General features: G+C 46.9%; 24 protein-coding genes and 3 riboswitches. Of the genes, 3 read left to right on the forward strand and 21 right to left on the reverse strand.

Annotated features, from left to right (window positions below):
• Window positions 1-21: 21 nt before the first annotated feature.
• The 17 genes from purB to ATL39_RS13185 all read right to left on the reverse strand — a co-directional run bounded on the left by purB (window position 22) and on the right by ATL39_RS13185 (window position 22,045).
• On the reverse strand, window positions 22-1,317 hold the full coding sequence (gene purB, locus ATL39_RS13105; protein ID WP_120193806.1) for an adenylosuccinate lyase: 1,296 nt from the start codon (window positions 1,315-1,317) through the stop codon (window positions 22-24).
• 31 nt (window positions 1,318-1,348) lie between these two features.
• On the reverse strand, window positions 1,349-2,482 hold the full coding sequence (purK, locus tag ATL39_RS13110) for a 5-(carboxyamino)imidazole ribonucleotide synthase (RefSeq protein WP_120193807.1): 1,134 nt from the start codon (window positions 2,480-2,482) through the stop codon (window positions 1,349-1,351).
• Entirely contained in the window at window positions 2,479-2,967 is a 489-nt protein-coding gene (gene purE, locus ATL39_RS13115) for a 5-(carboxyamino)imidazole ribonucleotide mutase (RefSeq protein ID WP_120193808.1), read from the reverse strand. The genes purK and purE overlap by 4 nt, the downstream gene beginning before the upstream one ends.
• Before the next feature lie 140 nt (window positions 2,968-3,107).
• Window positions 3,108-3,209, reverse strand: a riboswitch (purine riboswitch).
• A gap of 81 nt (window positions 3,210-3,290) precedes the next feature.
• Complete coding sequence (locus ATL39_RS13120) at window positions 3,291-3,482, reverse strand: NETI motif-containing protein (protein WP_120193809.1); 192 nt, start codon at window positions 3,480-3,482, stop codon at window positions 3,291-3,293.
• An 11-nt stretch (window positions 3,483-3,493) separates the two neighbouring features.
• Entirely contained in the window at window positions 3,494-3,997 is a 504-nt protein-coding gene (locus ATL39_RS13125) for a DUF2179 domain-containing protein (protein ID WP_211326996.1), read from the reverse strand.
• A 181-nt stretch (window positions 3,998-4,178) separates the two neighbouring features.
• Window positions 4,179-7,001: an ATP-binding protein gene (locus tag ATL39_RS13130; RefSeq protein WP_120193810.1), complete on the reverse strand. Its 2,823-nt coding sequence runs from the start codon at window positions 6,999-7,001 to the stop codon at window positions 4,179-4,181.
• The gene (locus ATL39_RS13135; protein WP_120193811.1) at window positions 6,994-7,359 is read right to left on the reverse strand and encodes a response regulator transcription factor; all 366 of its coding nucleotides are present in this window, start codon (window positions 7,357-7,359) and stop codon (window positions 6,994-6,996) included. The genes ATL39_RS13130 and ATL39_RS13135 overlap by 8 nt, the downstream gene beginning before the upstream one ends.
• Before the next feature lie 24 nt (window positions 7,360-7,383).
• Entirely contained in the window at window positions 7,384-8,793 is a 1,410-nt protein-coding gene (locus tag ATL39_RS13140) for a glycosyltransferase family 2 protein (RefSeq protein ID WP_120193812.1), read from the reverse strand.
• Window positions 8,790-9,845 (reverse strand): HEAT repeat domain-containing protein, encoded by a 1,056-nt coding sequence (locus ATL39_RS13145; RefSeq protein ID WP_120193813.1) that lies wholly within the window; start codon window positions 9,843-9,845, stop codon window positions 8,790-8,792. Before ATL39_RS13145 ends, ATL39_RS13140 begins: the two co-directional genes overlap by 4 nt.
• Window positions 9,846-11,447, reverse strand: coding sequence for a GGDEF domain-containing response regulator (locus ATL39_RS13150; protein ID WP_120193814.1), 1,602 nt, complete (start codon window positions 11,445-11,447; stop codon window positions 9,846-9,848).
• 185 nt (window positions 11,448-11,632) lie between these two features.
• On the reverse strand, window positions 11,633-12,628 hold the full coding sequence (locus tag ATL39_RS13155) for an NADPH:quinone oxidoreductase family protein (RefSeq protein ID WP_120193815.1): 996 nt from the start codon (window positions 12,626-12,628) through the stop codon (window positions 11,633-11,635).
• A 107-nt stretch (window positions 12,629-12,735) separates the two neighbouring features.
• Window positions 12,736-14,049 carry an NCS2 family permease gene (locus ATL39_RS13160; protein WP_120193816.1) on the reverse strand — a complete coding sequence of 438 codons (1,314 nt, stop codon included), beginning with the start codon at window positions 14,047-14,049 and terminating at the stop codon, window positions 12,736-12,738.
• 128 nt (window positions 14,050-14,177) lie between these two features.
• Window positions 14,178-14,278, reverse strand: a riboswitch (purine riboswitch).
• Window positions 14,271-15,809, reverse strand: coding sequence for a glutamine-hydrolyzing GMP synthase (guaA, locus tag ATL39_RS13165; protein WP_120193817.1), 1,539 nt, complete (start codon window positions 15,807-15,809; stop codon window positions 14,271-14,273). It overlaps the preceding riboswitch by 8 nt.
• Before the next feature lie 127 nt (window positions 15,810-15,936).
• Window positions 15,937-16,036: riboswitch (purine riboswitch) on the reverse strand.
• 57 nt (window positions 16,037-16,093) lie between these two features.
• Window positions 16,094-18,214, reverse strand: a complete 2,121-nt coding sequence (locus ATL39_RS13170; RefSeq protein WP_120193818.1) for a transglutaminase TgpA family protein — start codon at window positions 18,212-18,214, stop codon at window positions 16,094-16,096.
• A gap of 12 nt (window positions 18,215-18,226) precedes the next feature.
• Window positions 18,227-19,423, reverse strand: a complete 1,197-nt coding sequence (locus ATL39_RS13175; RefSeq protein ID WP_120193819.1) for a DUF58 domain-containing protein — start codon at window positions 19,421-19,423, stop codon at window positions 18,227-18,229.
• Window positions 19,420-20,385 carry an AAA family ATPase gene (locus tag ATL39_RS13180; RefSeq protein ID WP_120193820.1) on the reverse strand — a complete coding sequence of 322 codons (966 nt, stop codon included), beginning with the start codon at window positions 20,383-20,385 and terminating at the stop codon, window positions 19,420-19,422. Before ATL39_RS13180 ends, ATL39_RS13175 begins: the two co-directional genes overlap by 4 nt.
• 298 nt (window positions 20,386-20,683) lie before the next feature.
• Window positions 20,684-22,045, reverse strand: a complete 1,362-nt coding sequence (locus ATL39_RS13185) for a sodium-dependent transporter (RefSeq protein ID WP_120193821.1) — start codon at window positions 22,043-22,045, stop codon at window positions 20,684-20,686.
• A gap of 236 nt (window positions 22,046-22,281) precedes the next feature.
• Between ATL39_RS13185 and ATL39_RS13190 the strand changes: the two genes are divergently transcribed.
• Window positions 22,282-22,671: a hypothetical protein gene (locus ATL39_RS13190; RefSeq protein WP_120193822.1), complete on the forward strand. Its 390-nt coding sequence runs from the start codon at window positions 22,282-22,284 to the stop codon at window positions 22,669-22,671.
• A 46-nt stretch (window positions 22,672-22,717) separates the two neighbouring features.
• Here ATL39_RS13190 and ATL39_RS13195 read toward each other — a convergent pair whose 3' ends face one another.
• From ATL39_RS13195 to ATL39_RS17455, 3 genes are all read right to left on the reverse strand, one after another.
• The gene (locus ATL39_RS13195) at window positions 22,718-23,659 is read right to left on the reverse strand and encodes a 2-hydroxyacid dehydrogenase (RefSeq protein WP_120193823.1); all 942 of its coding nucleotides are present in this window, start codon (window positions 23,657-23,659) and stop codon (window positions 22,718-22,720) included.
• A 137-nt stretch (window positions 23,660-23,796) separates the two neighbouring features.
• On the reverse strand, window positions 23,797-25,182 hold the full coding sequence (locus ATL39_RS13200; RefSeq protein WP_120193982.1) for an acetamidase/formamidase family protein: 1,386 nt from the start codon (window positions 25,180-25,182) through the stop codon (window positions 23,797-23,799).
• A gap of 171 nt (window positions 25,183-25,353) precedes the next feature.
• Window positions 25,354-25,506 (reverse strand): hypothetical protein, encoded by a 153-nt coding sequence (locus tag ATL39_RS17455; RefSeq protein ID WP_170146932.1) that lies wholly within the window; start codon window positions 25,504-25,506, stop codon window positions 25,354-25,356.
• Window positions 25,507-25,707: 201 nt separating this feature from the next.
• Between ATL39_RS17455 and ATL39_RS13205 the strand changes: the two genes are divergently transcribed.
• Window positions 25,708-26,004: a hypothetical protein gene (locus ATL39_RS13205; protein ID WP_120193824.1), complete on the forward strand. Its 297-nt coding sequence runs from the start codon at window positions 25,708-25,710 to the stop codon at window positions 26,002-26,004.
• Window positions 26,001-26,360: a hypothetical protein gene (locus tag ATL39_RS13210; RefSeq protein ID WP_120193825.1), complete on the forward strand. Its 360-nt coding sequence runs from the start codon at window positions 26,001-26,003 to the stop codon at window positions 26,358-26,360. Before ATL39_RS13205 ends, ATL39_RS13210 begins: the two co-directional genes overlap by 4 nt.
• Window positions 26,361-26,369: 9 nt before the next feature.
• Here ATL39_RS13210 and ATL39_RS13215 read toward each other — a convergent pair whose 3' ends face one another.
• Complete coding sequence (locus tag ATL39_RS13215) at window positions 26,370-26,552, reverse strand: hypothetical protein (protein WP_120193826.1); 183 nt, start codon at window positions 26,550-26,552, stop codon at window positions 26,370-26,372.
• Between the last annotated feature and the right edge of the window lie 2 nt (window positions 26,553-26,554).

Here is a 26,554-nt window from a genome sequence, read left to right on the forward strand (position 1 = left end):
CAAAACGCCTCCCCGGTTTATTTACTCAATACCTGCACGCTTAAAAATTGTGTCGACCTGTTTCATGTGGTGATTGTAGTCAAAGCATTCATCAATTTCTTTTTCAGTAAGTACTTCCGTAATACGCGGCTGCTGGTCCACCAGGGTGCGGAACTGCACGCCCTCTTCCCACGCCTGCATCGCCGTCGGCTGCACGAGGTCATAGGCTTCTTCGCGGGCCATGCCTTTGTTGATAAGCGTCAGCATCACGCGCTGTGAATAAATAAGGCCGAACGTTCTTTTCATATTGGCTTTCATGTTTTCAGGAAACACAGTGAGATTCTTTACGATATTGCCGAAGCGGTTCAACATATAGTTAAGTGCAATCGTTGCGTCCGGCAGGATAATCCGCTCCGCCGACGAGTGGGAAATGTCACGCTCATGCCAAAGCGGCACGTTTTCGTAAGCAGTCAGCATGTGGCCGCGGATAACGCGGGCAAGCCCTGACATATTTTCCGAGCCGATCGGATTGCGTTTGTGAGGCATGGCAGAAGATCCCTTCTGGCCTTTAGCGAAAAACTCCTCTACTTCACGGGTTTCACTTTTCTGCAGGCCGCGGATTTCCACAGCCATTTTTTCGATAGATCCGGCAATAAGGGCAATCGTGCTCATGTAGTGGGCGTGACGGTCCCGCTGCAGCGTCTGAGTGGAAACAGGTGCCGCTTCAAGGCCGAGCTCACGGCAGACGTGCTCTTCGATGTACGGCGGAATGTTGGCAAATGTACCGACTGCGCCGGACAATTTTCCAACACGTACCGTTTCTGCGGCAGCACGGAAGCGCTCCAGGTTACGCTGCATTTCCTGATACCAGAGGGCAAGCTTTAGACCGAAAGTTGTCGGCTCTGCGTGCACGCCGTGTGTACGCCCCATCATTACCGTATATTTATGTTCTTTTGCTTTTTCTTTCAGAATAGAAGTGAAGTTTTCCAGGTCCTTCAACAGGATAGCGTTCGCCTGTTTCAGCTGGTAGGAAAGAGCTGTGTCCACGACGTCGGTGGAAGTCAGGCCGTAATGCACCCATTTGCGTTCTTCCCCAAGCGTTTCTGATACGGCTCTTGTGAAAGCTACGACGTCATGTCGCGTTTCCTGCTCGATTTCATTGATGCGCGCCACATCAAAGCCTGCTTTTTCCCGGATCTTTTCCACGTCTTCCTTTGGAATATCCCCAAGCTCGGACCATGCTTCACAGGCGGAAATTTCCACCTCTAGCCAGGCGTTAAAGCGGTTGTTTTCTGTCCATATTTCTCCCATTTCCGGGCGGGTGTAACGTTCGATCATGTTGATTCCTCCACTCTCTCTATCTGCTGCTTTATTTTATATAGGTATTCCATACATTATTGCTGTCTTCGAGCGCGTGTTCCACGCTGTCGCGCAGCACGGTCCAGTGTCCCATTTTCCGGCCGGGCCGGCTTTCGGCTTTTCCGTAAAGATGAATATGCTCTTTGGCAAAATCCTGCAGGCCGTTCATTACCGGCTCCACGTGCTCACCAAGTATATTCGTCATCACGACCGGCTTCAGAAGTCCGGTCGGTCCCAGAGGAAGACCGCAGACGGCACGGATATGCTGCTCAAACTGGGATGTTTCACAAGCTTCGATCGTATAGTGCCCGGAATTGTGCGGGCGGGGCGCTACTTCATTGACATAGAGCGTTTCTTCATCTATAACAAACATTTCAATAGCGAGTGTCCCGACAAGCTTTAGATGGCCGGCTAATGTTTCCGCCACTGCGTAGGCTTTCTCTGCGAGGCTTCCGGATATACGGGCCGGAACAATTGTTTGATGGAGAATATTGTTTTCATGAATATTTTCGCCTACCGGAAAAACCGCTGTTTCCCCTGTTGTCGATCTGGTAATAATCACGGATATTTCTTTTTCAAAAGGAATCCAGGCTTCAAGCACAAAGTCCGCCGGATTTTTTTCTGCAAGCCGGCTGTAGGCTTCCTGAAGACCGGATTCGTTTTTCAGTACTTCCTGTCCTTTGCCGTCATAACCGCCCCGGCATGTTTTCAAGACAGCAGGAAAACCGATGGCTTCAACCGCGGCCTCCAGAGACTCATAGTCGGTTACCGGCCGGTAAGGGGCAACCGGAACGCCGGCGTCTTGAATGGCCTGCTTCTCGCGAAGCCTGTGCTGGGTCGTTTGAAGAAGAGTGCCCCCCTGCGGAAGGTACATGGACTTTTCCAGGAAAGAAGCCGTTTCTGCATCAATATTCTCAAATTCATAAGTCAAAACGCTGCAGTGGGAGGAAAGCTCCTCTGCTGCGCTGCGGTCATCGTAGGCGCCTTCTACTTCTACATCGGATACCTGACCGGCAGGTGAGCCTGTCGAAGGTTCCAGTACTGCTGTGCGGTAGCCCATCGGCCGGGCCGCAATCGCCATCATGCGTCCGAGCTGGCCGCCGCCGAGTATGCCTATTGTACTGCCGGGAGGAATTAACGTCATGATGGAAGCTCCCCCGTTTCTATTACTTTACTGCGCATTTCTTCGCGCCGGTTATCCATTTTTTCAGCAAGATTTTCATCAAAGGCTGATAAAATCTGGGCAGCAAGCAGGCCTGCATTAACAGCGCCTGCTTTTCCGATAGCTACTGTGGCAACCGGAACGCCGCCGGGCATCTGCGCAATCGATAAAAGCGAATCCATTCCCTGCAGCGCTTTGGACTGAATCGGTACGCCGATCACAGGAAGGGTTGTCTTGGCCGCGGTCATGCCCGGGAGATGAGCGGCGCCTCCTGCTCCTGCAATAATTACCTTCAACCCTTTCTTCCGGGCCGTTTCTGCATATTCAAACATTAAATCCGGTGTCCGGTGAGCGGAAACCACCTGTTTTTCGTACGTAATATCTAATTCGTCCAGCACATCACATGCGTTCTTCATCGTTTCCCAATCGGATGTGCTTCCCATAATTACTCCAACCTGCGGATTCATTCTTCCACTCCTCTACGACTTTGCTCCATTGTATTCTATGTGTTAAAAATCCACGAAAAAAGCCCCGGTAGGTTGACTTTTCTTTTATAGAAAGCTGTCAGACTTGCCGGGGCCGGAAAGAACACACCCCGGACACGGTGCCGGGGGCGTTCTTTCCTCATAGTCCGGCGATTTACGGTCACCAGGTAGAAACGTTTGGGCCCTATTCCCAATTTTATATGAGGGTTATATGTCGTTTTTATTCCTCTTACAGCTTAACAAGATGTCATGAAATCTGTCAACGGAAATCGAACATTATAATTATATTAAGTTTTAATGTTCGGTTATTGAGGTTTTGCTTCAAAAATGATTTGTTGTTTTAATACCGTATGCTCTTTTTTGCCATTTATGATCGTTTCAGTAAATACGGGTTTTTCCATCCTGCGCACAGGAACAAAGCCTTCCCTGCTGATGCGGTCGAGACATTCGGAGATCGTTTCTCCCTCCTGCACTTCAAACGTTTTCTTTGCAGCCATATTTAATACTCCTATCGTCGTATTCCTTTCACCCAGAAGCCGCCGAAAAAGGCTTTCGGTTCGTGCGAAATAATAAAGGCTTTCGCATCAAGTTCTTTCACCGTCCGGTACAGACGCGCCTCCGATTTCCGGGAAGTCAGAATTTCCATCATCATTCGTTCGCCTTCGCGTCCATATGCCACCCAGTTTGTAACACCATAACCTTTGTCACGAAGGGTGTTGGGAATATCCGGTTCATATTCTTTTGTTATAACATTTACCGTTATATATCCTAAAGCCAGCTTTTCTTCAATTTTCATGCCGACCAGTACCCCTGTTCCAAATCCAACGGAATAGGCAACCAGATTTAAATAGTTATCCAGATTTTCAAGGACAAGCCCCAGGCCGATAACATAGACCAGCGTTTCGATAATACCGAACAGGCCGGCAAAATATTTTTGTCCTTTTAATGTAAAAATCAGCCGCAGCGTTAACAGCGTTACGTATAAAATATTAATAACAAATACAATCGCCATAAAACTCCAGGCATTAGCGAGCAGTGTACTTAACAATGATATGACCTCCTTTTTTGCCCACTAATTCATTATCGCATATCAGTTAAGCCACCGGGAAAGAAAAAAACTGTCCCCCGCCGGGACAGTTTTCGAGATGCCAGCAGAATACACTGGTTTTTTGAAAAAAGATGCAAACAGATCCTTATTCTTTTACCGAAGGGACATAAATTTCTCCGGAAGGATTTGTTTTCTTTAATAAATAGCGCACCTGCTGGGACAGCTTCTGCGGTGGATAAGGTTTTGTTAAATAATGATGCACTTCCAGTTCCTGCATTTTTTCTGTATCTTCATTTAATGCAGAAGAAACAATGATCGGTATATTTTTGAGTTCTTCTCTCGCTTTTATATGCTGAATAAATGTCCACCCATCCATTTCATCGCCAAGCATAACGTCGACAATAAATATATCCGGCTTCAGGCCGCTGTCAATCGCAGCCAGGGCGGCGGTTGGATTAAAATGAAACGCAACCTCATATTTAGCATGGCGCAGCTCCTCTGACAGCAGCAGGCCGAGACTTCTATCGTCCTCGAGGACGAGCGCAGTCAATGTGGAATCCGATTGCGTATACTGAAGAAGTTCTTCCCCGTCAAGTGCCGGCAGATAAAAAGTAAATGTACTGCCTTTGCCTTCTTCAGACGTCACCATAATTCTGCCGTTATGGTCTTCGAGAATTTTTTTGCATACCGCGAGCCCCAGGCCGGTGCCGCGGATTTTCTGGCGCTTTTCTCCTTCTACCCGGTGGAATTTACTGAACAGCTTTGGCAGCTCTTTTTCTGGAATGCCCAGCCCCTGATCCGTAACGGATACCATTACGTTATCCTGGGAATTCTGCATGCTGATAGTAATATTACCACCGTTCGGCGAGAATTTCACAGCGTTGCTGATGAGGTTGGTCATCACCTGAACCAGCTTATCTTCATCCGCGAAAATTTTTCCTGACTGCAGCTTGTCTTCTATTATAAATGAATGATTCGGCTGACCGGGCTCCATTGTATGAACCACGTTCATAATAATTTCGGCAGCATCCACCCGTTCTTTTTCATAGCTTTCCTTGCCTGATTCCATTCGCTGCAGATCCAGAAAATCGTTGATCAGATGAGTCAGCCGGTTTCCTTCTTTATGAATCGTTTCTATATATTTTCTCTGCTTTTCCGGTTTTAGTTCTTTCATCAGCATAAGCTCTGCAAAGCCGAGAATACTGGAAAGCGGAGTGCGCAGCTCATGGCTGACGGTACTCACAAGGTCGGACTTCATTTTATCAAGCTCATAGTTTCTCGTATGATCCCTGTGTACAAAAATAGTACCCTGCAGCTCTCCATCGCTGAACAGCTGCTCTCCGTATACTTCATACACCCGGACTTCTTCTTCATCGTGAACGTGATAGTACACTTTTTCGATATTCGGTTTTTCCCCTTCACGATAGGAGTAGAAATAAGCTTCAAGCATAGAGCGGTCTTTTTCATCTACGTGGGAAAGCAGGCCGGACGTCCATCTTTCAAAAGACGGCTTCTGAGATTTTTTAAGGGCGCACTTTCCGGCTATTTGATCCATCTTACTGTTGCTGTGAATCATTCTGCCCTTTGCGTCAATAAATTGAATGCCCTCATTCACATTATTAATAATTGCCTGATAAAGAGCACTGTCCTTTTCCGTTGTTTCATGAAGAATAATCCGCTCAAAGGAGATCTTGGACTGGCTCAGCAGGCCGAACATCGCATGCTGCTCTTCTTGTGAAAATGGACGGCCGATCCGATACATACAGCAGATACCAATTAAATGTTCCCCTTCGGAAAAGATAGGCATATACAGCTCGTACATATCCCGGCTTTCCTCTGAAAGCCCCTGCTCCGATGCGTCCGCCTGCACTTTAACCATGTGCGGAGCTTTTGTTTCATACGTTATCATCGCAGGAGTTTCCTCAATATGTTCTGTGAGCCACTTGACCCGCGCATCGCTCATTCCGAGACTTGCCGTCATCCATTCCGGCTGCATCGTTAAAATCATCGCCTTCTCAAATGGAAACAACTCCTGAAAATGAACTAATATGGTCTGCAGCAGTTCATTTTTTTCCGACACGGCTGATAATGAGGAGTTAAATTCATTCATCTGATGAAGGCGTTCCCGCTGAAGCTCCAATTCTTCCTGCTGGCTTTCCAGCTCTTCATTACGGTCAGTCAACATTTCCTGGTTATTCTGGATGCTTGCCGCCATCTGCGAGAACGTGCGGCTGAGCGCCCCCATTTCATCCTTGCGCTTTGTATACTTAAGCTCCACGTCTTCTCCGGTTTCAATTTTGTCTGCGGCTTCTTCTAAATCCTGAAGCGGTTTCGTGAGCCAGTACAATAAAGTCCAGACGCTCACACCCAGAACAAGCAGGATCAGAACAAAATAAAGCAGAATGGAATTATTGGCCTGTATAGTGGAGGCAAAATAATCATCATTTATAGCGGCACGTTCACTTTCTATCGCAGTATATTCTTCTGTTGTCTGGTCAATAATACGATTAGCCTGGTCATTAATTTCCCCTGACGTAACCGCACTTATTTCGCCCCCGCCATTTTCGATCTGAGCAGTCACCTGCGGAATCCATTCCTCCGAATACCGCGTTATAAATGCGTCAATTGCCTGACCGAATTCTTCATTTTTGCGGGTGCTGTCAAGCGCCTGATAGTCTGCAAGTATAGATTCCAGCTCCGTTATTTCCGTGTTTAAATTTTCAAGGATAGCCTCCTCCTGATAAATGTAATACCCCCGGCCTTGTATCACTACCTGCTGAAGAGTTGTTTCCAAATCGAATAACAAACCATCAAGTTCTCTTAATTCAACCGATTGGTTTCGGATGTCTTCCTGTTCACTGCTGATATGATTTAACTGAATAACAGCCCCGATCCCCATTAGCAAAAGCAGGCACACAAAAATTAATAAAAAACTCCGGTGCGCCTTTTCCAGAATATAGTTAATCATCCAGAAGGTCCTCTACGACGCTTACAAGTAAAGCGGGGCTGAATGGCTTTGTTAAAAAATCCGTCGCACCCGCTTTCAAAGCGCTTTCTCTGTCGGATTCCTGACTTTTAGCCGTCAGCATCAGGCTTTTCATCTGCGTCAGCCTTCCCTGTTCTTTTAGGTGGCTCAGCACTTCCACTCCGTTGTAGCCGGGCATCATATAATCCACAATTAACAGGTCATATTCTTTTGCTAGAGCCATTTCAAGCGCCTCTGAGCCGTTTTCTGCTTCCTCTATTTCATACTCATCGTCTTCTAGTGTATCCACTATCAGCATTCTCAGCACATCTTCATCATCTGCTACTAATATTTTTTTCATAAATCCCACCCCTCTTCCGCCATATTATGACGAAATTCCTTTTCTTTCAGCTTTAGACCAGTCTTTACTGCGCCTGATTGCTTTCCATATTCCTTCTACGCGCCAGAACACCGTGAGCGGACGGTACCAGAAGGATTCTGTCCAGGCATACCAGAACAGCCTGTCTAAATCTTTTACGTTTGTATGCCTGCCGTTTCCCTGCTCTTCCAGCAGTACAGAAGTAACGGAAAGCAGGGATCCCATCATAATCATCAGTAAAAACAAAATGATGGCAAACACAGCGTTTACTTCTCCAAATAGCAGCGCCCATAGCAGCAGGCCGTAGCCCAATAGTTCAAACACAGGTCCGCACCATTCAATCAGGAAAAAAACCGGCATGCCGATCCATCCGACCGTTCCATATTTTTTTCGGAAAAACATGCTTCTATGAATCCAGAACGTTTCTGTGAGTCCCTGATGCCAGCGTCTCCGCTGCCTGCGGAGTACAGCCGCGGTTTCCGGCGCTTCCGTCCAGCAGACCGGATCAGGTATGTAGGATATTTTTGACTTGCGGTTATTTTCCCGTGCTGTCCGGTGCATCCGCACGACCAGTTCCATGTCTTCTCCTACCGTATCGGTACGATAGCCGCCTGCTGCGATGACGGCACTTTTTTCAAACAGGCCGAAAGCACCTGATACAATCAGCAGAATATTAAAATGGCTCATGCCAAGACGCCCAATTAAAAAGGCGCGGAAGTATTCAATCACCTGCATAATAACAACCGGCCGCTTCGAAACGGTGACATTCATAATTTCACCGCGTTCGATGGAAGAAGAATTAGCGATACGGATGCTTCCGCCTACGGCAATGACTTCTCCGTTCCCGTCAATGATCGGCTGAACAGCTTTAATCAGGGCATCGCGCTCCAGCACCGAATCGGCATCAATGGAACAAACGTAGGGGTAGTTCGAAGCGTTAATGCCGGCATTCAGCGCGTCGGCTTTCCCTCCGTTCTCTTTATCAATGAGGTATACATTTCGATGAATTTCAGATTGGTACACAGCCTTTACAGGTTTGGATGAAACGTAGCGGCGTACCACCTGCTCTATCTTTTTCATGCGAAAAGCCTCAATGGCGGTGTTCAGCATATTATCAGTGGAGCCGTCATTGACTATAATAATTTCAAATGCCTGGTAGCGCAGTCCGAGAAGCGACTTGACCGTTCCTTCCACCGACACTTCTTCATTATAGCCCGGCACCAGAATCGATACCGGCGGTATGTCATCAGACTGAAGCCTGTCTTCGTAAGGCTCTGTTTCATGAATGCCCTCTGCCTTTTTCATTGCACGCATAGCCGTTACGGCCGTTACGATATACCAGATAAGCACAAGAAAGGTATAACAGATAAAACCGAGAACCAGCATGAAAAAAATAAAATTCAGAACACCTGTCATACTACTTCTCCTTTCATTGCATCCAGCCACTGTCCGGCCATATCTCTTGCAAAAGGATCCTCGCTCGTATTATGGATAAACAGCAGCTCTTCCTCTCCGTTCGGATGACAGCTTAGCGCTTCTCCTGCATAATATCGGACCCACCAGGAGGAATCTTTAATTAATTCCCGGATAAATTCCTGGATCCCGCGGGAATGAGCCACGCGCCAAAGCCGCGCTGCCATCATCCGTTCCGGCCAGTACTCCGATGCGGCAATGTCGGCGGGAATAATCATATCCGGCACAACCCCAAGCTTTTCAAATCCTTTGTAGGCCTGCAGGCGGACTTCCAGCTCATCATCTACGGCTGCTTTTTCAAATAATGGGATCGCGCTCCAATCCCCCTTTTGGGCAGCGACAGCCAGCACAGCACTGCGGATTTTCCGGTTCGGGTGAACAACAAGGGTTTCCATCCACTGAGAATAGACGACGTCATCCAGACGACGTATCACTTCTTTGTATAAATAGCCGGCCTCGCTGGAATCCTCATGAAAGAACAGCTTCCTAAATGTCCCGGATTGAAGGGCCGCCAGAGTTCGGGATGCCTGCGGATTCAGTTCCGCCCTGTTTCTATTTTCACGGTACAGGGCTAATACATCCGGCTCCAGCTCCGTTAGATGAAAATTCTCTATAAAATACATAGCATTCAGACGAGCGCTTACCTTTCTGGAACGAAGCTGCTTCCGGTAGGGTTCTGCCAGCTTTAAAGAAGCCAGGTTGTTGATCACAGCTACTGTATCTTCATCATTCATCCATTTCATAAATTCGAGCAGCACGTCCTGAAGTGCTGACTGCGCGGCTTCTGTACCTGCATCGAGCAGAGCGGGATCTCCCTGATCTTTTCCTTCAAGTGCTGCCGATACGAAAGGACGTATCTGTTTTTTTAACCGTTCCATTTCTTCTTCTTTTCTAAAACGCTGTGCTTTTATGATCCGCAGGTATACATAAAAACACATCAGGCTGATCAGAAACAGGATGAGTACGATGAGAAGCAGTAAGACTAACGGCCCCATTTATAATATCCTCTGAATAAACCGTCTGGACCTGGCCAGCAGTTCTTCTACTTTAAAAGGTTTCACAAGGTAATCATCCGCACCCAGCTCCAACGCCCGTATTACGTCTTTTTCTGCTTTGCTTCCGGTCAGCATAAGCACGACAATATCAGAAGCCGGGAAATTCTTCCTTAGGTTGGTCAGCACTTCAAATCCATTCATTCTGGGCATCGTCACGTCCAGAATAATAAAAAATTTCTGGGAGCGCTTGTACCAATCATCTTTGAGAAAGCTTTCCCCTTCCCGGTAATAAGACACGTTAATATCATATTTAGGCAGCTCCAGCCGCTGAAAGCGATTCAGCAGAAAACCGCCCATTACTTCGTCATCATCCACAATAATAATATTCATCGGCATTTTTCGGATTATTTCATTTCCCCGCTGATACGTGCGTATACGGTTTCTGCCTTCTTCCTTGGCTATGGCCAGTGCCTGATCGCACTCATTCAGCAGTACATCGAGCGATTCGGTGTTCGGCGTTACGGTAGACACTCCGGCAGAAAACGTCAGCACCATATCGTCGAGGGAATCGAGCATCATTTCAGAATAATTTTTACACCAGCGTTCAGCTGCTTTTATCGCCTGATCTTTCCCTGTATTTGGAAGAACCATTAGAAATTCCTCCCCGCCAAGGCGGATCAGCATGTCCTGCGGACGCTTCTGTCCGTCGAGAAACGCCGCAAACTGCTTCAATACTTTATCGCCCCGGTCATGGCCGAACGTATCATTTACTGCTTTAAAATGATCCAGATCAAGAAGCACGCCGGAAAATTCCGCACCTTCTCTACGATAGGCACCAAAAAAACGGTCACTTGCCGTGTCGAGAATCTTGCGGTTAAATACGCCTGTCAGCTCATCTATCGTTATAGCATTCTGAATTCTTTCTTTCCTGGTGAGCTGGTTGGATAAAATATGTTTTAATTCACGGATATCAAAGGGCTTATGAAGCACAAAAGAAGCACCCTGCCGGTAGGCCTCATATTTCGTTTCCGGCGTTGTATCCGATGTAATTGCTATAACCGGCGTCACCAGTGCTTCTGCAATCTGTGACACGGTGTTTAATAGATAAAATCCATCCTGTTTATCCGGGACAAAAATGTCCACAAGCAGGCAGTCCGGATGGTAATGATGGTACATTTCAAGAGCTTTCTTTTTATCCGGGGCCAGCAGCACCAGATATCCTTCCTCCTGAAACTGATCTTTTATGTAATTGGCAAAATCCACGTCGTCGTCTACGAGAAGAAGCAGCGGTCCCTGGCCTGCTTCTTCTTTTACAGACACCGGTGTCGTATTCAGGCTTTCTTCTTCCTGAAATGTCCGGATGAGAGGAGCCAGGAAATCCGAAAGCTGGTCAATATTCCACCTGGCATCCTCATTGTCATCCAGGTTTTCCATTTTTTCTTCTGAAACTGCCGACAGTTCACTGAGTCCAAGCGTGCCGCCTGTACCTTTGAGCGTGTGAAGCCATCGGTATACTTCATCATTTTCAATCGTCTGCCTCATCTGAAACGACTGCCATGTCTGCCTTGTCTTCTTTAAAAACAATGCTTGATAATTCTCCATTACCTTCCTCCCGAACCAAGTCCTTATACAATAATTTACAATTTACTGTGACTATTACTCTATTATATCTGAAATATGTTCTCCTGTAGAGTAATTATTTGGTACAAGTCCATGTACAGGAATATGTATTTATAATATATAAAAACAGCGCTCATCAAATAATGATGAGCGCTGTGCCAGTTTAATTAATTAAAAGTAACAATTTTTCTTCCACGGACTTTTCCTGAAATGATAAGTTCCAACGCTTCCGGAAGTTCATTGAGAGTGATATCACTTCCGATTTCAGATAATAAATCTTCTGTTTTCAAATCGGCTGCCAGACGGTTCCATACTTCTTTCCGGCGGTCCATCGGGCAGTTGACTGAATCAATGCCAACAAGATTTATGCCGCGGAGAATAAAAGGAAAGACTGTAGTCGGTACTTTGGTACCAGCAGTAAGACCGCTTACGGCAACGGCTCCTCCGTACTGCAGGCAGCTTAAAATGTAAGAAAGGGTTTCTCCGCCGACTGGATCGACTGCTCCTGCAAATCTCTCTTTGTCGATCGGTCTGATTTTTTCGGGCACCAGGTCTTCTCTTGCAATAATTTCTTTAACGCCGAGCTTTTTTAAATAGTCGTGCTCTCCGCTTTTTCCTGTACTTGCCGCTACATCATATCCCAGCTTGGAGAGCATGGCCGCGGCCATGCTTCCGACACCGCCTGTAGCGCCTGTTACGAGCACAGTACCTTTGTCCGGCGTAACGCCCTCTTCCTGCAGCCTCATCACGGACAGGGCTGCTGTAAAGCCGGCTGTGCCATAGATCATCGCCTCTTTCAGTGAAAGACCTTCCGGCAGCGGCACCACCCATTCAGCGGGCACCCGTGCATATTCACTGTAGCCCCCATAATGAGATACACCCAGCTCGTAGCTTGTCACAATTACTTCCTGGCCTTTGGAAAAAGCGGGATCGCTGGACTCCTCCACCGTACCGGATAAATCGATGCCGGGCACCATTGGATATTCGTTAACGATGTTGCCGTTTTCCATGGCAGCCATACCGTCTTTAAAGTTTACGCTTGAATAATGAACCTTTATAAGGACATCGCCTTCCGGCAGATCCTTTTCCGAGAGCTGTTGAATATCTTTCGTTACATGGCCGTCCTCTATCTGCTGGACTACCAGGGCTTTAAATGCGTTCATTGTTGTTTCCTCCTTCGGCTGATTGATTCTTCCTCCGCTTCTATTCCCGGACGAAAAGATTTCTAATCAAAAAAAGCACGCTTCCGGCGGGAAGCATGCTTTTTCGTTTATTCTCCCAGAAAAGCAAAGTAAGCAATAAATACAAAGAACAACACGTACATTATCGGGTTAATTTCCCGGCCGCGCCCTTTAACGAGCATCGTTATCGGATAGAAAATAAAGCCGATCGCAATACCTGTCGCAATGCTGTATGTCAGCGGCATGGCCACTACGGTCAGAAAAGCGGGAAGCGCAATTTCGAGTTTGTTCCATTCTATCAGCCGGAGTGATGATGCCATCAGCACCCCGACAATAATGAGAGCCGGGGCCGTTACCGTTTCCGTTACGACAACGAGAAGCGGCGAAAAGAACATGGCCGCTAAAAACAGCATCGCTGTTACAACGGACGTGAAGCCGGTTCTGCCGCCTGCAGCCACGCCTGCTGATGATTCAATATACGCCGTCGTTGTAGATGTTCCCAGAACCGCACCAATCGAGGTGGCCGAGGAATCGGCAAGCAGCGCACGTCCGGCACGCGGCAGCTTATTGTCTTTGACGTAGCCTGCCTGATTGGCTACGGCGTATAAGGTGCCTGCTGTATCAAAGAAATCAACGAACAAAAACGTTAAAATAACAATAATCAACTGCACAATAAGCTGGGAGGTCCATTCGACTTCCCCAAGAATACTAAAGGCAGCGCCAAAAGTCGGAGCAAGACTTGGCACAGCGCCTACGATACCTGAAGGCAGGTCAATCAAACCGAAAATAATACCGGTTAGTGCCGTAATCAGCATTCCATAAAAAATACCTCCATGAATGCCTTTTACCATCAGGACAGCCGTTACAATTAGTCCAAAGCTTGCCAGAAGCGTCAGCGGGGAGGTGATGGAACCAAGACCGACGAGAGTGGACTCATCTCCTACTACAATGCCCGCTCCCTTTAAGCCGATAAATGCGATAAACAGACCAATACCTGCGGCAACCGCATATTTCAGTTCTGCCGGGATCGCATTAATTACTTTTTCTCTTACACCTAATAATGTGATACCAATAAAAATGATACCCGACATGAACACGCCGAACAGTGCCAGCTCCCATGGAATGCCGAGTCCGATGACAACGGTATAGGCAAAAAAGGCGTTGAGACCCATCCCCGGTGCCAGTGCAATCGGGTATTTTGCGATAATTCCCATGATCAATGTGCCGACAGCCGCGGAAAGCGCCGTTGCTGTGAACACAGCGCCCTGATCCATACCTGCATCTGATAAAATCAATGGGTTTACAAATAGTATGTAAGCCATGGAAAGAAAGGTGGTTAATCCAGCCAGGCTTTCCCTCTTCAACGTCGTGCCCTGTTTCGCAAATTCGAAATAACGATTCATTTTCTATACCCCTTATTCTCTGTTTCCGCTTAGAAGCGGTTCTCTCTCATAAAGAAAAAGCTCCGGCAGAGTGTTTCTGCCGGAGCTGGACATAGAAAAAGACAGCGCAGAAAAAAGCGGACTGCTCCGCTTGCTGCTGTCCTTTTCGTAGCCAAGCTGTTCATGGCAGCTGGTAGAAACCTGCGGGCCTTATTCCCGCAATTATACGAAAAGATGATGATTTATTCCCACTCGATAGTGGAAGGCGGCTTGGACGTCACGTCATACACGACGCGGTTCACGTGCGCTACTTCATTTACGATCCGGGTGGATATTTTCTCAAGCACGTCGTACGGGATTCGGGCCCAATCGGAAGTCATCCCGTCTATAGACGTTACTGCGCGGATGCCTACCGTGTAATCATAGGTTCTTGCGTCTCCCATAACGCCGACACTTCTCATATTCGGAAGCGCGGTAAAGTACTGCCAGATTTCACGATCCAGTCCGGCAAGCTTAATCTCTTCACGGAGGATAGCATCAGAATCTCTTACAATCGTAAGCTTTTCGTCCGTTATTTCTCCAAGAACGCGGATTCCAAGACCCGGTCCCGGGAATGGCTGTCTCCAGACAATTTCTTCCGGCACGCCCAGCTCTTCGCCAAGTTTCCGGACTTCATCTTTAAACAACGTCTTTAACGGCTCAATTAATTCAAAGTGCATATCTTCCGGAAGGCCGCCGACGTTGTGGTGGGACTTAATCGTCTGGGCTGTGTCCGTGCCGCTCTCAATAATATCTGTATACAATGTTCCCTGTGCTAAGAAGTCCATGTTTTCCAATTTGCCGGCTTCTTCTTCAAACAGGTAGATAAATTCGTTGCCAATAATTTTCCGCTTCTGCTCTGGATCGGATACCCCGTCCAGCTTGCCGAGAAAACGGTCCTTGGCTTCAATTTTAATAATGTTCATGGAGAACTCACCTGCGAATGTTTCCATCACGCTTTCCGCTTCTCCTTTTCGAAGAAGGCCATGGTCAATAAACATACATGTCAGCTGATCACCAATAGCCTGGTGAATCAGTGCCGCTACGATGGAAGAATCCACGCCGCCGCTTAAAGCACACAGGACGTTTTTATCTCCTACCTGCTCACGGATAATATCCACCTGTTCTTCTACGAAGTTTGCCATGGACCACTCACCCTGCGCTCCGCAGATTTCAAAAGCAAAATTCTTCAGGATGTCATCGCCGAACTGAGTGTTGCGCACTTCCGGATGAAACTGAACGCCGTACATTTTCCGTCCGGCATCGCTCATTCCGGCGACAGGGCAGGATGGATTAACAGCGTCTACTTCAAATCCTTCCGGCGGCGCGAGAATCAGGTCGCCGTGGCTCATCCATACAGACTGCTCTTTCGGAAGATCATGGTAAAGAGAAGAACCATTTTGTACGGTAATCATTGCCTTTCCGTACTCTCTGTGATGAGCTGCTTCCACTTTTCCTCCAAAATGATGAGTCATCAGCTGCATGCCGTAGCAGATACCGAGAATCGGAATGCCCATATCAAATATAGCCGGATCACAGTTCGGTGCCCCTTCTACATAAGCGCTGTTCGGTCCTCCGGAAAAAATAATGCCAATCGGATTAAGTTCTTTTAGTTCATCTGCCGTGATTTTGTTGGAATGCAGCTCACTGTACACTCCTAAATCTCTAATTCTTCTTGTAATCAGCTGATTATACTGGCCTCCAAAATCGAGAACCACAATTGTTTCATGTTCAAATTCCACACCTGCCACCCCATTCTCTATTAATACAGTGCATCAAGATATTCTTAAAGCATAAAAAATCCGCAGCACCCCTTCATTATGCATAGAAAACGAAGGCTGTCCTACGGATAGCGGAGCACTTCTGCTCTTCTATAAAGACGGCCTTCGTAGTCCAGTCATTAAGGTGCCCGGGTAGATACTCCCGGCCCAATTGCCGGGGATATACGAAGTATTTATTGTTTGCAATACGGTTGCTGCGTACGATGAAAACATGCCTTTCATTTTATCAGCAGGCTTACAAGCGGTCAAGGCGTTATTCGATGAACCATTTCTTTCCATATGCTGTTTGCTTTTTCGACATCTGTGAGTTCTGCCCGTCCCCCGTAATAATATTTCTCGAATTCACGGGTTAAATATCCCATATCATTTGTTTGGTAATGATGGTCCATCCGCTCTGCATATTCACGCATGGTTTCACTGCTTTCTTTTTTCCAGCCGGCATAGCCGAGAAGCCAGATCAGGGAATGAAAGGACTTCACAAATGTGCCGGTATCATGAACATCACGGTACTTTGTCAGTAAATAAGCCGCTATCAATTTTTTCCGAAACACAAATCCCAGCACAGCAGCCAGCGCGGCCAGTAAAAAGAAAGGCCATACAGGCATTGTAAACGAATCGGCCGCCGCTTCTTCTGGTTCTTCCTGCTCCTCCGGCTGCTCTTCTTCCGGCTGTTCCTCTTCTTCCTCCGGCGTTTCTTCCGCTTCGTCATTATTCGCAAAAATGTAATCTGCTTCTGAATCAAAGCCGCGGGTTGGTTCAAAAGGAACCCAGCCTACATCAGGAAAATATACTTCTACCCATGAGTGGGCATTGGCATTTGTCACTTCATACACCGATTCGCTCTCAGAGGATTCAACCATCTCCCCGCTCGTATAGCCTTTCACCCATCGGGTCGGTATATCAAGCGTTCGGAGCATCACAGCCATAGAAGTGGAAAAGTTATCACAGTAGCCGGTCTGCGTTTCAAATAAAAATTGTTCTACATAGTCGGTTCCTTCTTCCGGCACCGCTACATCCTGGGTATCGTACGTAAAATCGGGTCCGCGCAGATAATTTTCCACTGCCTTTACCTGATCATACCGATTATCCTCTTCGGCCGTCAGCTCTGCTGCCAGGCTTCCGATAGAATCCGGAAGATCATCCGGCACCTGCAGAAAAGCATCATTTACCTCATCTTCTGCGTCTCCCGTTACTTCTCTCATTTCTTCCACCGGAAAAGCAGGGTCTTCATAAACAACATCGTAGGAGGAAAGCGGAAAGCTCTCTCCATTACGGGACGCGTCAGCCCGCCCGGTATAGCGGTCAATGGAAAAAGATACTTCCTGCCCGGAAGCAGTTATCTCTTCTGCAGATCCTGGATAAAAAGCAAATTCATTGGTTCTTCCTTCCGCCATCGTTACGCTTATCCGCTGTTCCTCTGTCGGAGTGGCTTCTTCATAAAAAGAGCTGTTGAGCGTTCCTTCCTGAGGTAAGTCCGTCTCCCATCCCAGACCCGTGTATTCGTCTTTTGACTCCCCCCGCCAATAGCCGCTCTCTGTCCCAACGGCGGTAAATACCGGGCTGTCATTCATTTCGAATCCACCGCCCAGGCGTTCATCGTTTGCCCCGTATCCAATTCTTTGGGCGGCACCGCCATCTTCCATATCTCCGTCTACGCCGGTTCTTGCCTGAAGAAACGGCACGGGATCTGCCCACTTCGGCTCCGACTTAGGAGCAGCAATACCGATACCTGTTGCCGTCACAAGAACAGCCATCGTAAGGGCTGCCCAGCGCAGCCATACTCTGCCTCGTCTTTCACCGGGAAAATACTCAGAAAGCCGGTCCCACTGCAGAAGGGCAAGCAGTACAAAACCAACAGCAAATACGCGGATAATCGCACTGCTTCCATTATAAGGAAGAAATGTATCCATTATTCCTATATAAATAATGGTAAATACAAAGAAAAATAAAATCCGCTTCGCCTGAATCACCCAAAAATAAACCAGATAGCTCATCACGGCCAGCAGAAGCAGAAATAAAAACGTCCGGAACGGATCTGTGAGCGCCTGCCATTCGCCGCTCAGCATCGTCTGGGTATTAACCGATATTTCGTTTGAAAAATTAACCCACCACGCAGGACTTAAAAAACTTATATTAAAAAATACGGTATGAAGCGTATATAAAATACTTCCTCCAATCAGCAGCAGATGCAGCCACCAGGGAAAACGGAAAAAGGTTACCAGAAAGAAAAAAGCAGATGCCATCATAAACATCGGCACAAAACCGGTATCGGATACTTCAGGGAGGGGAAGCAGCCATTCCATCAATAGAATATATCCAAGCACATACATAGCAAACATCTTTGGTGTTCGTTCGGACAGATCCATGCCCTTCCCCCTTTATATCAGTTTAATACCATCTGCCTGTGTCCGGGCAGTGAAGATACGCATTCCCTGCTTTCTGAGGTTTAATAACATATCACGATTCCCGCCCGTATCTGACATGTTTGTTTCCACCAGACAGATAGTTACTTCACGTCCATACCACAAATAGGACTGCAGCTCCTCTATTCGCTCAGAAGAAAGAGAAGACGTGACAAATAAGAGAGAATTAGAAGCAGGCACCTTTTTAAAAAAGGGAGCAGCTCCTTTTTTATTTGATTCTATACGGGCTACGGCAAGTCTTTCATACATTGCTTTAAAATGAGAGATGCCGCCTGCTTCCTCCATTACGGCATTCTGCTCTGAAGAAAAAGCCAGGCCGAGAGAAATGCCCCTGCTTCTGTTTTCATCTGCTAAAGCGGCTGCGCATTCAATCACTGCTTCAAACGTTTCCTCATCCTTTTGCTGCATCAGATTTTCCACGATAAGCAGGTAGCCTTCCCCTTTTTGGGATTCAAATTCTTTTGTAACCAGTTTGCCTCCCCTGGCGGTTGCTTTCCAGTCGATGCTCGTCATCCGGTCACCCGGCACGTAATCTCTGGCTCCGGCAATGGAATAGGCTTCCTCTGACGTCCGCCGCGATATCGCTACGTCGTCGGATTGTTCATCAGAAGAAGGCTGCCAGCCGAACAGCGGCTGGATTTTCGGGAGCACGAGCAGGGTGCTTTTTACCGGGCTTTCATAATCTTTGGTGAAAAATCCAAACAAATCCCCTGCCTGCAGATGGATCTGCTTAAACCGGTACTCGCCTCGGCGGACACCTTTTACGTCATACTCATAGGTTACCGTTTTGGCCATGGAAAAAAAATAAATGGTTCCGGAAGGCCTGCCGGTTCCCTCCAGCCCGTAGGGTACATGATCCCAGATACTGATAAATACGAGTGGAAAAGCAAATCGCTTCGTCATTGTCAGCCGCACGGTAATCTGCTCTCCGTGGGCCAGTATGTTTTTGCTGCACGTCCGCTCTATATCGATCCAGCGGAGCGGAAACAGGACAAACAGCAGGTTGAATAAAATAACCGTCAGAATACTGTAAAACAAAAACCAGGACACGAATCCGCCTTGAAACATAGCGTACGCATACAAAGCTCCTGCCAGCACAAGCACAAACAGAAGCTTTGCATATTTGATTACCCCATACCAGGCATTCGTCATTTAATTACCGTTTCTGACGCAGACGTCGGCACTCGGAGCCTGGAGAGAATATCTTTAATCACATCTGCTCCCTGCCTGTCCATTACCTGCATATCAGACCGGAGCATCATCCGGTGCACAAGCGCATAAGGAGCCAGGTATTTCACGTCATCCGGAACGACAAAGTCCCGTCCCTGCAGGTAAGCATAGGCCTGCGAAGCTTTCATTAAGGCAATCGATCCTCTGGGGCTCACTCCCAAATAAACTTCAGCATGCTCTCTTGTTTCCCTCACAATATTTACAATGTACTGTTTAATCGATTGATCCACAAACACGCGGCCGGCTGCGTGCTGCATCGAAAGTATTTCCTCCAGGGAAAGAACATGTTCCAGTTCTTCAATCGGGTGGCGCTGCTCTACTCTATTCAGCACTTCAAGCTCTTCACTTCCCGTCGGATAGCCCATTTTCATCTTCAAAAGAAAACGGTCCAGCTGGGCTTCCGGCAGCGGATAGGTTCCCCCGTGCTCTATTGGATTCTGCGTAGCCATTACAAAAAAAGGCTCATGGAGCTTTCTAGTCTTTCCATCCACCGTCACACTGCTTTCTTCCAATGCTTCCAGCAGCGCGGACTGGGTTTTCGGCGATGTCCGGTTAATCTCATCGGCCAGCACAACATGGCTCATAATCGGACCCGATCGAAACTCAAATTCCATATTTTTTTGATTAAAAATGGATACCCCCGTCACGTCGGACGGCAGCAGGTCCGGCGTAAACTGAATACGTTTGAATTCGGCGCCGATCGAACGCGCAATTGCGCGTACCATCATGGTTTTTCCGACGCCGGGTACATCTTCAAGCAGAACATGCCCTTTGGCTAATAAAGCTGTTAAGCTCAGTTCAATTTCTTCTCTTTTTCCAACGACAACCCGTTCTATGTTTTCCATTACTCTATTTAAGGCGGCGCGCTCAACTGTCACGATCATTCCCCCATTACTTTACAGCTTCATATTACTGTCTTTTATCCTCTTTATAATATCACATATACGCGTTCCAGAGATAGAATCACCCCGACACGGCACTTGTTTCAGCCCGAGGCTGACCGGGAATATAGGTCTTGTCTGTACCATAAATACCTCATAAGGCCGAAGGGAGTGGTTTGATGATCCGGGGATGCCTTACATTTATAGGAGCCTGTGTTGTAATAGGAATTATTCTTCTAATAGTTCTTTTATAAAAACAAAGAAAAGGAGCCGTCTCGTATTCGAGTCGGCTCCTTTTTCACTAAAACAATCCGATAGAACTTAGGAAAATCAACAAAATGGCAATCGGTGCAATAAAGCGCAGGATAAACAGCCAGATATACCCGATAGTGGTCTGACCAAAATCGGATTCCCGAAGCGCATCCACTGTCTTCCAGCTCCAGCCTACAAACAAAGCAATAATCAGGCCGCCGAGCGGAAGCAAAATGTTAGAAGCAATAAAGTCAATGGAATCCAATATGCCGTTTTCTCCAATAATCGTTACGCCTGCCCACGGGCCAAAGCCGAGTGAGGAAGGAATACCGATAAGGAAAATAATTGTTCCAATAACAAGAGCGGCACGAATCCGGCTCCAGTTGAACTTCCGCATAAAGAAGGCTACGGCTACTTCAAGAATAGAGATGGCAGAAGACAGGGCTGCGGCGGCAAGTAGAAAGAAGAAACCAAGGCCGACAATGCCTCCGGCTGCAATGTTATTAAATATGTCCGGCAGCACCATAAATACAAGGCCCGGTCCCGAACTTGGATCAATCCCAAAAGCAAACACCGCCGGGAAAATCATTACACCGGCAAGAATGGCAAATCCGGTATCCAGCCCGGCAACGCTGAAGGCGGCTCCCGGCAGCTGTTCTTTTTTGGAAAGGTAGCTTCCGTAAGTGATCATCGTTCCCATACCAAGACTTAAAGAGAAAAATGCCTGGCCCATGGCTGCAAGATACACCGCAGGGTCAGAAAAAGCCGACCAGTCCGGCGTGAATAGGAAAGAAAGTCCCTCAGCTGCGCCTCCAAGCGTTAAGCTGTAGCCTGCCAGTACAATAAGCAGCACCCCAAGAAGCGGCATTAATATTTTGTTGGAAAGCTCAATACCTTTTTTCACTCCAAGCATAACGATGATAATAACCAGCGCCATGAAAAGAAAATGCCAGAGAATCGACTGCGTAAAGCTGCCGGTGAAAGATACAAAGTAGCCTTCATATCCTTCGGCCGGAGCCGTCCAGAAGCTGCCGTTCAAGTACTGAATGAAGTAGTGCATAATCCATCCGGATATAACAGCATAGAAGGATAAAATCATAAATGCGGCCGTCACGCCGAGCAGCCCGGCATACCGCCACGCACCTCCGGATGACAATGATTCAAACGACCCAACTACGTCCTGCTGGGAACGGCGTCCAATCGTAAATTCCGCCATAATGATCGGAATACCAATAATTAATATACACAATAAATAAATCAGAAGAAACGCACCGCCGCCGCTTTCCCCGGCAACATAGGAAAAACGCCAAATATTTCCAAGCCCGACAGCCGATCCCATTGCCGCCAGTATAAACCCGGTCCTCGAAGCCCACTGCTCCCGAGGTTTGTTGTTATGTAGTGCCAAGTTCATCTACTCCCCTTTTTGTATGTGCCTTATTGAGAACTTTCTTTATCTCATTAACGCATTCTATCTTTTCTATATTAAAGCATTAGAGCCCCTTTTTCAGCAACAAATCTGAATAAATTCCGATTTTTAACACATCTATCCAAATTACTGGTCCATTTAGGTTCTTTATGCCCATGACTTGCTTTTTTTATGTTGTATACTTTGAGAAAAGATAAGTTTCCTGGAATAGGAGGAATTTCATGGAATTCGGTACGATTGACCCCTGCTCACTTAAGCTGGCCGAACGTTATGTCCTTTCCCGACTCCTGCTTGATACAGAACCGAAACCTGTCTCCCCTGCCCGATTCCCTGCCGCCTTTTCCTACTACAACAACTGGACACCTTCCTGCCAATTCAAACTAGAGCGTGACACCTCAGAGCTTGAACAAATACTTATCCGTCTGCACATTGATGTTTCCATTGATAAACACGCTGTCAGCAGAGCCGTGCTGTTCAACGTTATTTACCGGAAATGCGAAGAAAAAATTATTATGCAGCATGCCGTTCTAAAGCGTAAGCTTTCTGAACTCGCAAGCTACTATACTATTGGAAACAACAGCTATTTTGTAAATATGGAATCCACCTCCTGATACGTACAATTTTAAAAAAAGACACGCCGCAGAAGGCGGATACCATTTATCCTTCTATTTTATGCTCCGGAACCTTTCCTGCAAGCGCAGCTGCACACTGCTCAGCTGCATCCTGGTACATAGCTTCTCTTGTTTCCGCAGTGGCGGAGCCGATATGAGGAAGAGTCACAGCTGAGTCCAGTGCGAGCAGAGGATTACCAGGATCGACCGGCTCCTGCTCGTATACATCAATACCTGCAGCAAGTATCTCTTTTGTTTCCAGTGCTTCTATCAGGTCAGTCTCCTTTACGACAGCACCGCGGGCAGCGTTCAAAAAGACCGCTGTTTTTTTCATTTTCCGAAAATGCTCTCTTCGAATGAAATGCTTTGTTTCCGCTGTTAATGGTGTCATAAGCAGGACAAAATCAGAGGCCTCAAGAAGCTCATCCAAACCGGCATACACCGCTTCTACATTCTGCTTTTCGCTGCGGTTATGGTACAGTACGTCCATATGAAAGCCCGCTGAAGCCCGCCTTGCCACTTCTTCGCCTATTTTCCCCATACCAATAATCCCAAGCGTTTTATGATGCACATTCACTCCAAAAAAAGATTCATCGCGTTTGTCTTTCCAGCGTCCTTCTTTTACGCCTCTATCAGCCTGGGGAATTCTTCTTGCCGCAGCCAGCATCATCCCCATAATCGTATCTGCTACAGTATCAATCAGTACATAAGGCGTGTTGGTAGCCGTAATGCCTCGCGCCGTCAGGGCTTTCATATCTAAATTATCATAGCCGGTGGACACATTGCTGACCACTTTCAAACGCGGCGCCATTTCCAGCAGTTTTTCATTAACCGGGTAACCCGCCCCAATTAACCCATCAGCCTCTGGAAGGGCCTGGAGAAAAGCTTCCTCATCCTGATGGGCAGGACGTATTTTCACTTCCGCATGTTGTTCCAGAAAAGCCAGAACCCGTTCAGGTGGTTTTGTATACGCTACAATTGTCGGCATTTGTTTTCTCTCCTTTTTTCTACTATCTATAGAATGGTTTCCATAATGGGATCACCAATTCCTGCTTTTTAGTTTCTCTCCTCAAAAAAAAGACTTTCTGCTTTTGCAGAAAGTCCTTTTTGATTATCTATTTATTTTTATGAAACGCTGCGGTTTTTTCTTTTGAACAGGAACACTCCGCCGGCAAAGGCAGTTAATGCTCCAAGCAGAGCAAACAGCGGCATATTAGAGGCTGTATTTGGAAGAAGTCCGCCTTCTTCTGATTCTTCCTCTTCCTGCTCATCTGCCGCAGCCATTGCTGCAGCGTTTAATGCTATTTTTTCTTCAAAGTCCGATTTGCGGATTAAGGAATGAATTCCTTTGGTCTGGTCGACGACCTGCGATACCTCATAATCAGTTGCAGCACTTAAATAAGCGAGTGCCTTGGCCCGGTCCATTCCAAATTCTTCGTCCAGAAAATCGATGGACTCTCTTGTCGCTTCTTTCATCGCTTCATCCAGATCTTCATCGAGGCCGACAGGAATCCAGAAATCATCTGTTTCCCCAAATGGCTGAGTAAAATCTTCAGAGTCTCCCGGAATGGCGTCTTCCCCATTTTTCAAAACGGTCAGCCGGAACGTTCCACGCAGGGATCCTTCCAAAGCTGTTAATGCCACTTCGCCGTCCCCCTGCGAAAAATGAGGGTCGCCGGTATAGAACATTCCGCCTTCCACCTGAATCGGCAGATAAAGAGAAGAGTCTTCTCCCAGCTCATTAATATCAATATTGCCGCCGGTTTCTGAAGGCGGAACAGAACTAACGTATTCTTCTGTAGCAGAAGCTACTCCCATCATTCCCATAAAAGGGTCCAGCGGGAACGTAACGTCTTCTCCAGGTATTTCGCCTCTCCATTCCCCGTCCACTTTTTCAATAGGAGTGAATGTGGAAATATTGTTGTAGAGCTCCGGATTATCTTCATCCGCTCCCTCCTGCGGTCCCTCATTTTCCGGGAACTCGCCGGGAAGCGCTCCTTTGTAATGACGGTTGGATATAACGCCGTAAGGAACACGCGGTTCCAGATCGAGTACTTCAATTTTCAGCACATCGCCGGGCTCCGCTCCTTCAATTGCCACCGGACCGGTAACAACGTGAGGGCCGTGGTCATCAAAATCATGATCAATATCAGAAGCAGCGATGTCTTTTGCTTCTTCAAGAATTTCATCTTCTTCTATTCCATACTCTTCAAAAAACTCCACAGGATCTCTTCCCTGGTCTTCAAGAATCCCTTCATGCGATACGGTATCAAACGTTACCGTTTCACCGGATTTAATCGTCTTCACTGCTTCACTTTCCAGATTCGGCAGATCACCCCATTGAATATTTTCCACCGTAGATGGTATGTAATGATCTCCATCTGCTTCTTCTGGAGTAATCGTGTTCTTTGTAAATGATGATTCCTGTTCTGCAGATACGCCGGCTGCAAATGGAAGGCTCATTAATACTGCCATAGAACTTACTCCCACTTTTTTCTTCAGATTGCTCATACGTACTCCCCCTTTTTTTGTAAAATGTCCTCACTATCGTAACAGGTCGCATGACCTAAAACCTTCAGCCTGGAAGATAATCTGTCACTAAATATAATTAAATGCATAAAAAAAGCTTCCCTTATTCAGGAAAGCCTTACATTAAAGTGGATATATCAGATCGTTCTGCCGCTACATTCGTTTTCCTTTTTTAAAGAAATACTTTTCCATCAGCTGACGGGTCGTTTCCTTGCGCTCTTCAGTGTATCCTCCCATATAGAGGACTTTGTTTGTCTTTTTCAGGCGGTCCGGATGAGTTGGCTTCTGCTTTTCCGTGCTCACCATCGATTGTTCCTCCTTTTATAAGAAAAGCTTTATTCATTCACGTACATACTGGCTTCTTAGCTTCATTTTACCGAAGCTTTTTATTATTTACAAACAAAATATTCTGAACATTCATATGAGCCGATTCAACGGAAGCGGGTTACAAACACACAGAGAAAGGGAAGCAGATATATAGTATAGAAACAAAGGAGATGGCTCACCATGAAGGCACTGCTTTTTAAAGTCCCTGAAAAAACATATTCTATCCAGGTGGTGGCAAGATTGTTCAGGCCCCAGACGCAGAAAAAAGGATCCTTTGATGAAGAAGGCGTCTTTTCTTTTGAAGACGGTCCTATGCTTCCCGGACGGATTTCTTTTCTTACGTCAGAAAAGCTGCGCTACGGATCCACTTATTATATTCAAATGAACAAAAAGGTATATGGTTTTGAACCGGAAAAAATGCGTGAACAGGGTTCAAAATATGTAGTGACCGGCCTTTACACGTATCTCGACCGATGATACTGCGCAGCCGCACGAAAGAAGAGCCTATTACCCATCCTGAAAACGCCGGTAAAATAAACAAAGCCCGCCGGAAGAAGTCTCCCTATTTTACAATAGAAGGCGAGCTGGCCGAAGAATTTAAAAAGGTGCTGCCCTTTCAGAATATAAGCAAAGAGGAAGCTGACACGCTGGATACGAGCTGGACACCGCGCCATACAGTGAAAAAGGTGACCGGAATAACTGTATCTGTCCAGGACATTGTATTTGTGATAAAGCTGAAAGGATTCACCGGCCTGCATAAGCTCTTTACAGCCTACCAGGTGGATGTCTCCGAACAGGAAAGCGCCCCGGTTATTACATTTACACGTAACTAAAAGGGCGCTTTATTTTTCTTCTTTTTTCAACTCTTCCTGTATTACCTGAAGATCTTCTTCTGCCTGCTTTTGGTAATCATGATGAACATGCTGCAGCTCCCGCTCAAATTTCCGCTTTTCATTCCAGGATAAGTACACAGAGCCGATACCGGCCATAACAGCACCCGCTGCCATTACTATAGGCTTTTTCATTA

It is taken from the genome of Sinobaca qinghaiensis, from assembly GCF_003610495.1.
GTDB classification, from domain to species: domain Bacteria; phylum Bacillota; class Bacilli; order Bacillales; family Marinococcaceae; genus Sinobaca; species Sinobaca qinghaiensis.

Bases quoted from the DNA above. Each gene is read 5' to 3' on its own strand.
- purB (WP_120193806.1), bottom strand. From the start codon at position 1,317: ATGATCGAACGTTACACCCGCCCGGAAATGGGAGAAATATGGACAGAA.
- purK (WP_120193807.1), bottom strand. From the start codon at position 2,482: ATGACGTTAATTCCTCCCGGCAGTACAATAGGCATACTCGGCGGCGGC.
- purE (WP_120193808.1), bottom strand. From the start codon at position 2,967: ATGAATCCGCAGGTTGGAGTAATTATGGGAAGCACATCCGATTGGGAA.
- ATL39_RS13120 (WP_120193809.1), bottom strand. From the start codon at position 3,482: ATGGCTGCAAAGAAAACGTTTGAAGTGCAGGAGGGAGAAACGATCTCC.
- ATL39_RS13125 (WP_211326996.1), bottom strand. From the start codon at position 3,997: ATGGCGATTGTATTTGTTATTAATATTTTATACGTAACGCTGTTAACG.
- ATL39_RS13130 (WP_120193810.1), bottom strand. From the start codon at position 7,001: ATGATTAACTATATTCTGGAAAAGGCGCACCGGAGTTTTTTATTAATT.
- ATL39_RS13135 (WP_120193811.1), bottom strand. From the start codon at position 7,359: ATGAAAAAAATATTAGTAGCAGATGATGAAGATGTGCTGAGAATGCTG.
- ATL39_RS13140 (WP_120193812.1), bottom strand. From the start codon at position 8,793: ATGACAGGTGTTCTGAATTTTATTTTTTTCATGCTGGTTCTCGGTTTT.
- ATL39_RS13145 (WP_120193813.1), bottom strand. From the start codon at position 9,845: ATGGGGCCGTTAGTCTTACTGCTTCTCATCGTACTCATCCTGTTTCTG.
- ATL39_RS13150 (WP_120193814.1), bottom strand. From the start codon at position 11,447: ATGGAGAATTATCAAGCATTGTTTTTAAAGAAGACAAGGCAGACATGG.
- ATL39_RS13155 (WP_120193815.1), bottom strand. From the start codon at position 12,628: ATGAACGCATTTAAAGCCCTGGTAGTCCAGCAGATAGAGGACGGCCAT.
- ATL39_RS13160 (WP_120193816.1), bottom strand. From the start codon at position 14,049: ATGAATCGTTATTTCGAATTTGCGAAACAGGGCACGACGTTGAAGAGG.
- ATL39_RS13170 (WP_120193818.1), bottom strand. From the start codon at position 18,214: ATGGATCTGTCCGAACGAACACCAAAGATGTTTGCTATGTATGTGCTT.
- ATL39_RS13175 (WP_120193819.1), bottom strand. From the start codon at position 19,423: ATGACGAATGCCTGGTATGGGGTAATCAAATATGCAAAGCTTCTGTTT.
- ATL39_RS13180 (WP_120193820.1), bottom strand. From the start codon at position 20,385: ATGATCGTGACAGTTGAGCGCGCCGCCTTAAATAGAGTAATGGAAAAC.
- ATL39_RS13185 (WP_120193821.1), bottom strand. From the start codon at position 22,045: ATGAACTTGGCACTACATAACAACAAACCTCGGGAGCAGTGGGCTTCG.
- ATL39_RS13190 (WP_120193822.1), top strand. From the start codon at position 22,282: ATGGAATTCGGTACGATTGACCCCTGCTCACTTAAGCTGGCCGAACGT.
- ATL39_RS13195 (WP_120193823.1), bottom strand. From the start codon at position 23,659: ATGCCGACAATTGTAGCGTATACAAAACCACCTGAACGGGTTCTGGCT.
- ATL39_RS13200 (WP_120193982.1), bottom strand. From the start codon at position 25,182: ATGAGCAATCTGAAGAAAAAAGTGGGAGTAAGTTCTATGGCAGTATTA.
- ATL39_RS17455 (WP_170146932.1), bottom strand. From the start codon at position 25,506: ATGGTGAGCACGGAAAAGCAGAAGCCAACTCATCCGGACCGCCTGAAA.
- ATL39_RS13205 (WP_120193824.1), top strand. From the start codon at position 25,708: ATGAAGGCACTGCTTTTTAAAGTCCCTGAAAAAACATATTCTATCCAG.
- ATL39_RS13210 (WP_120193825.1), top strand. From the start codon at position 26,001: ATGATACTGCGCAGCCGCACGAAAGAAGAGCCTATTACCCATCCTGAA.
- ATL39_RS13215 (WP_120193826.1), bottom strand. From the start codon at position 26,552: ATGAAAAAGCCTATAGTAATGGCAGCGGGTGCTGTTATGGCCGGTATC.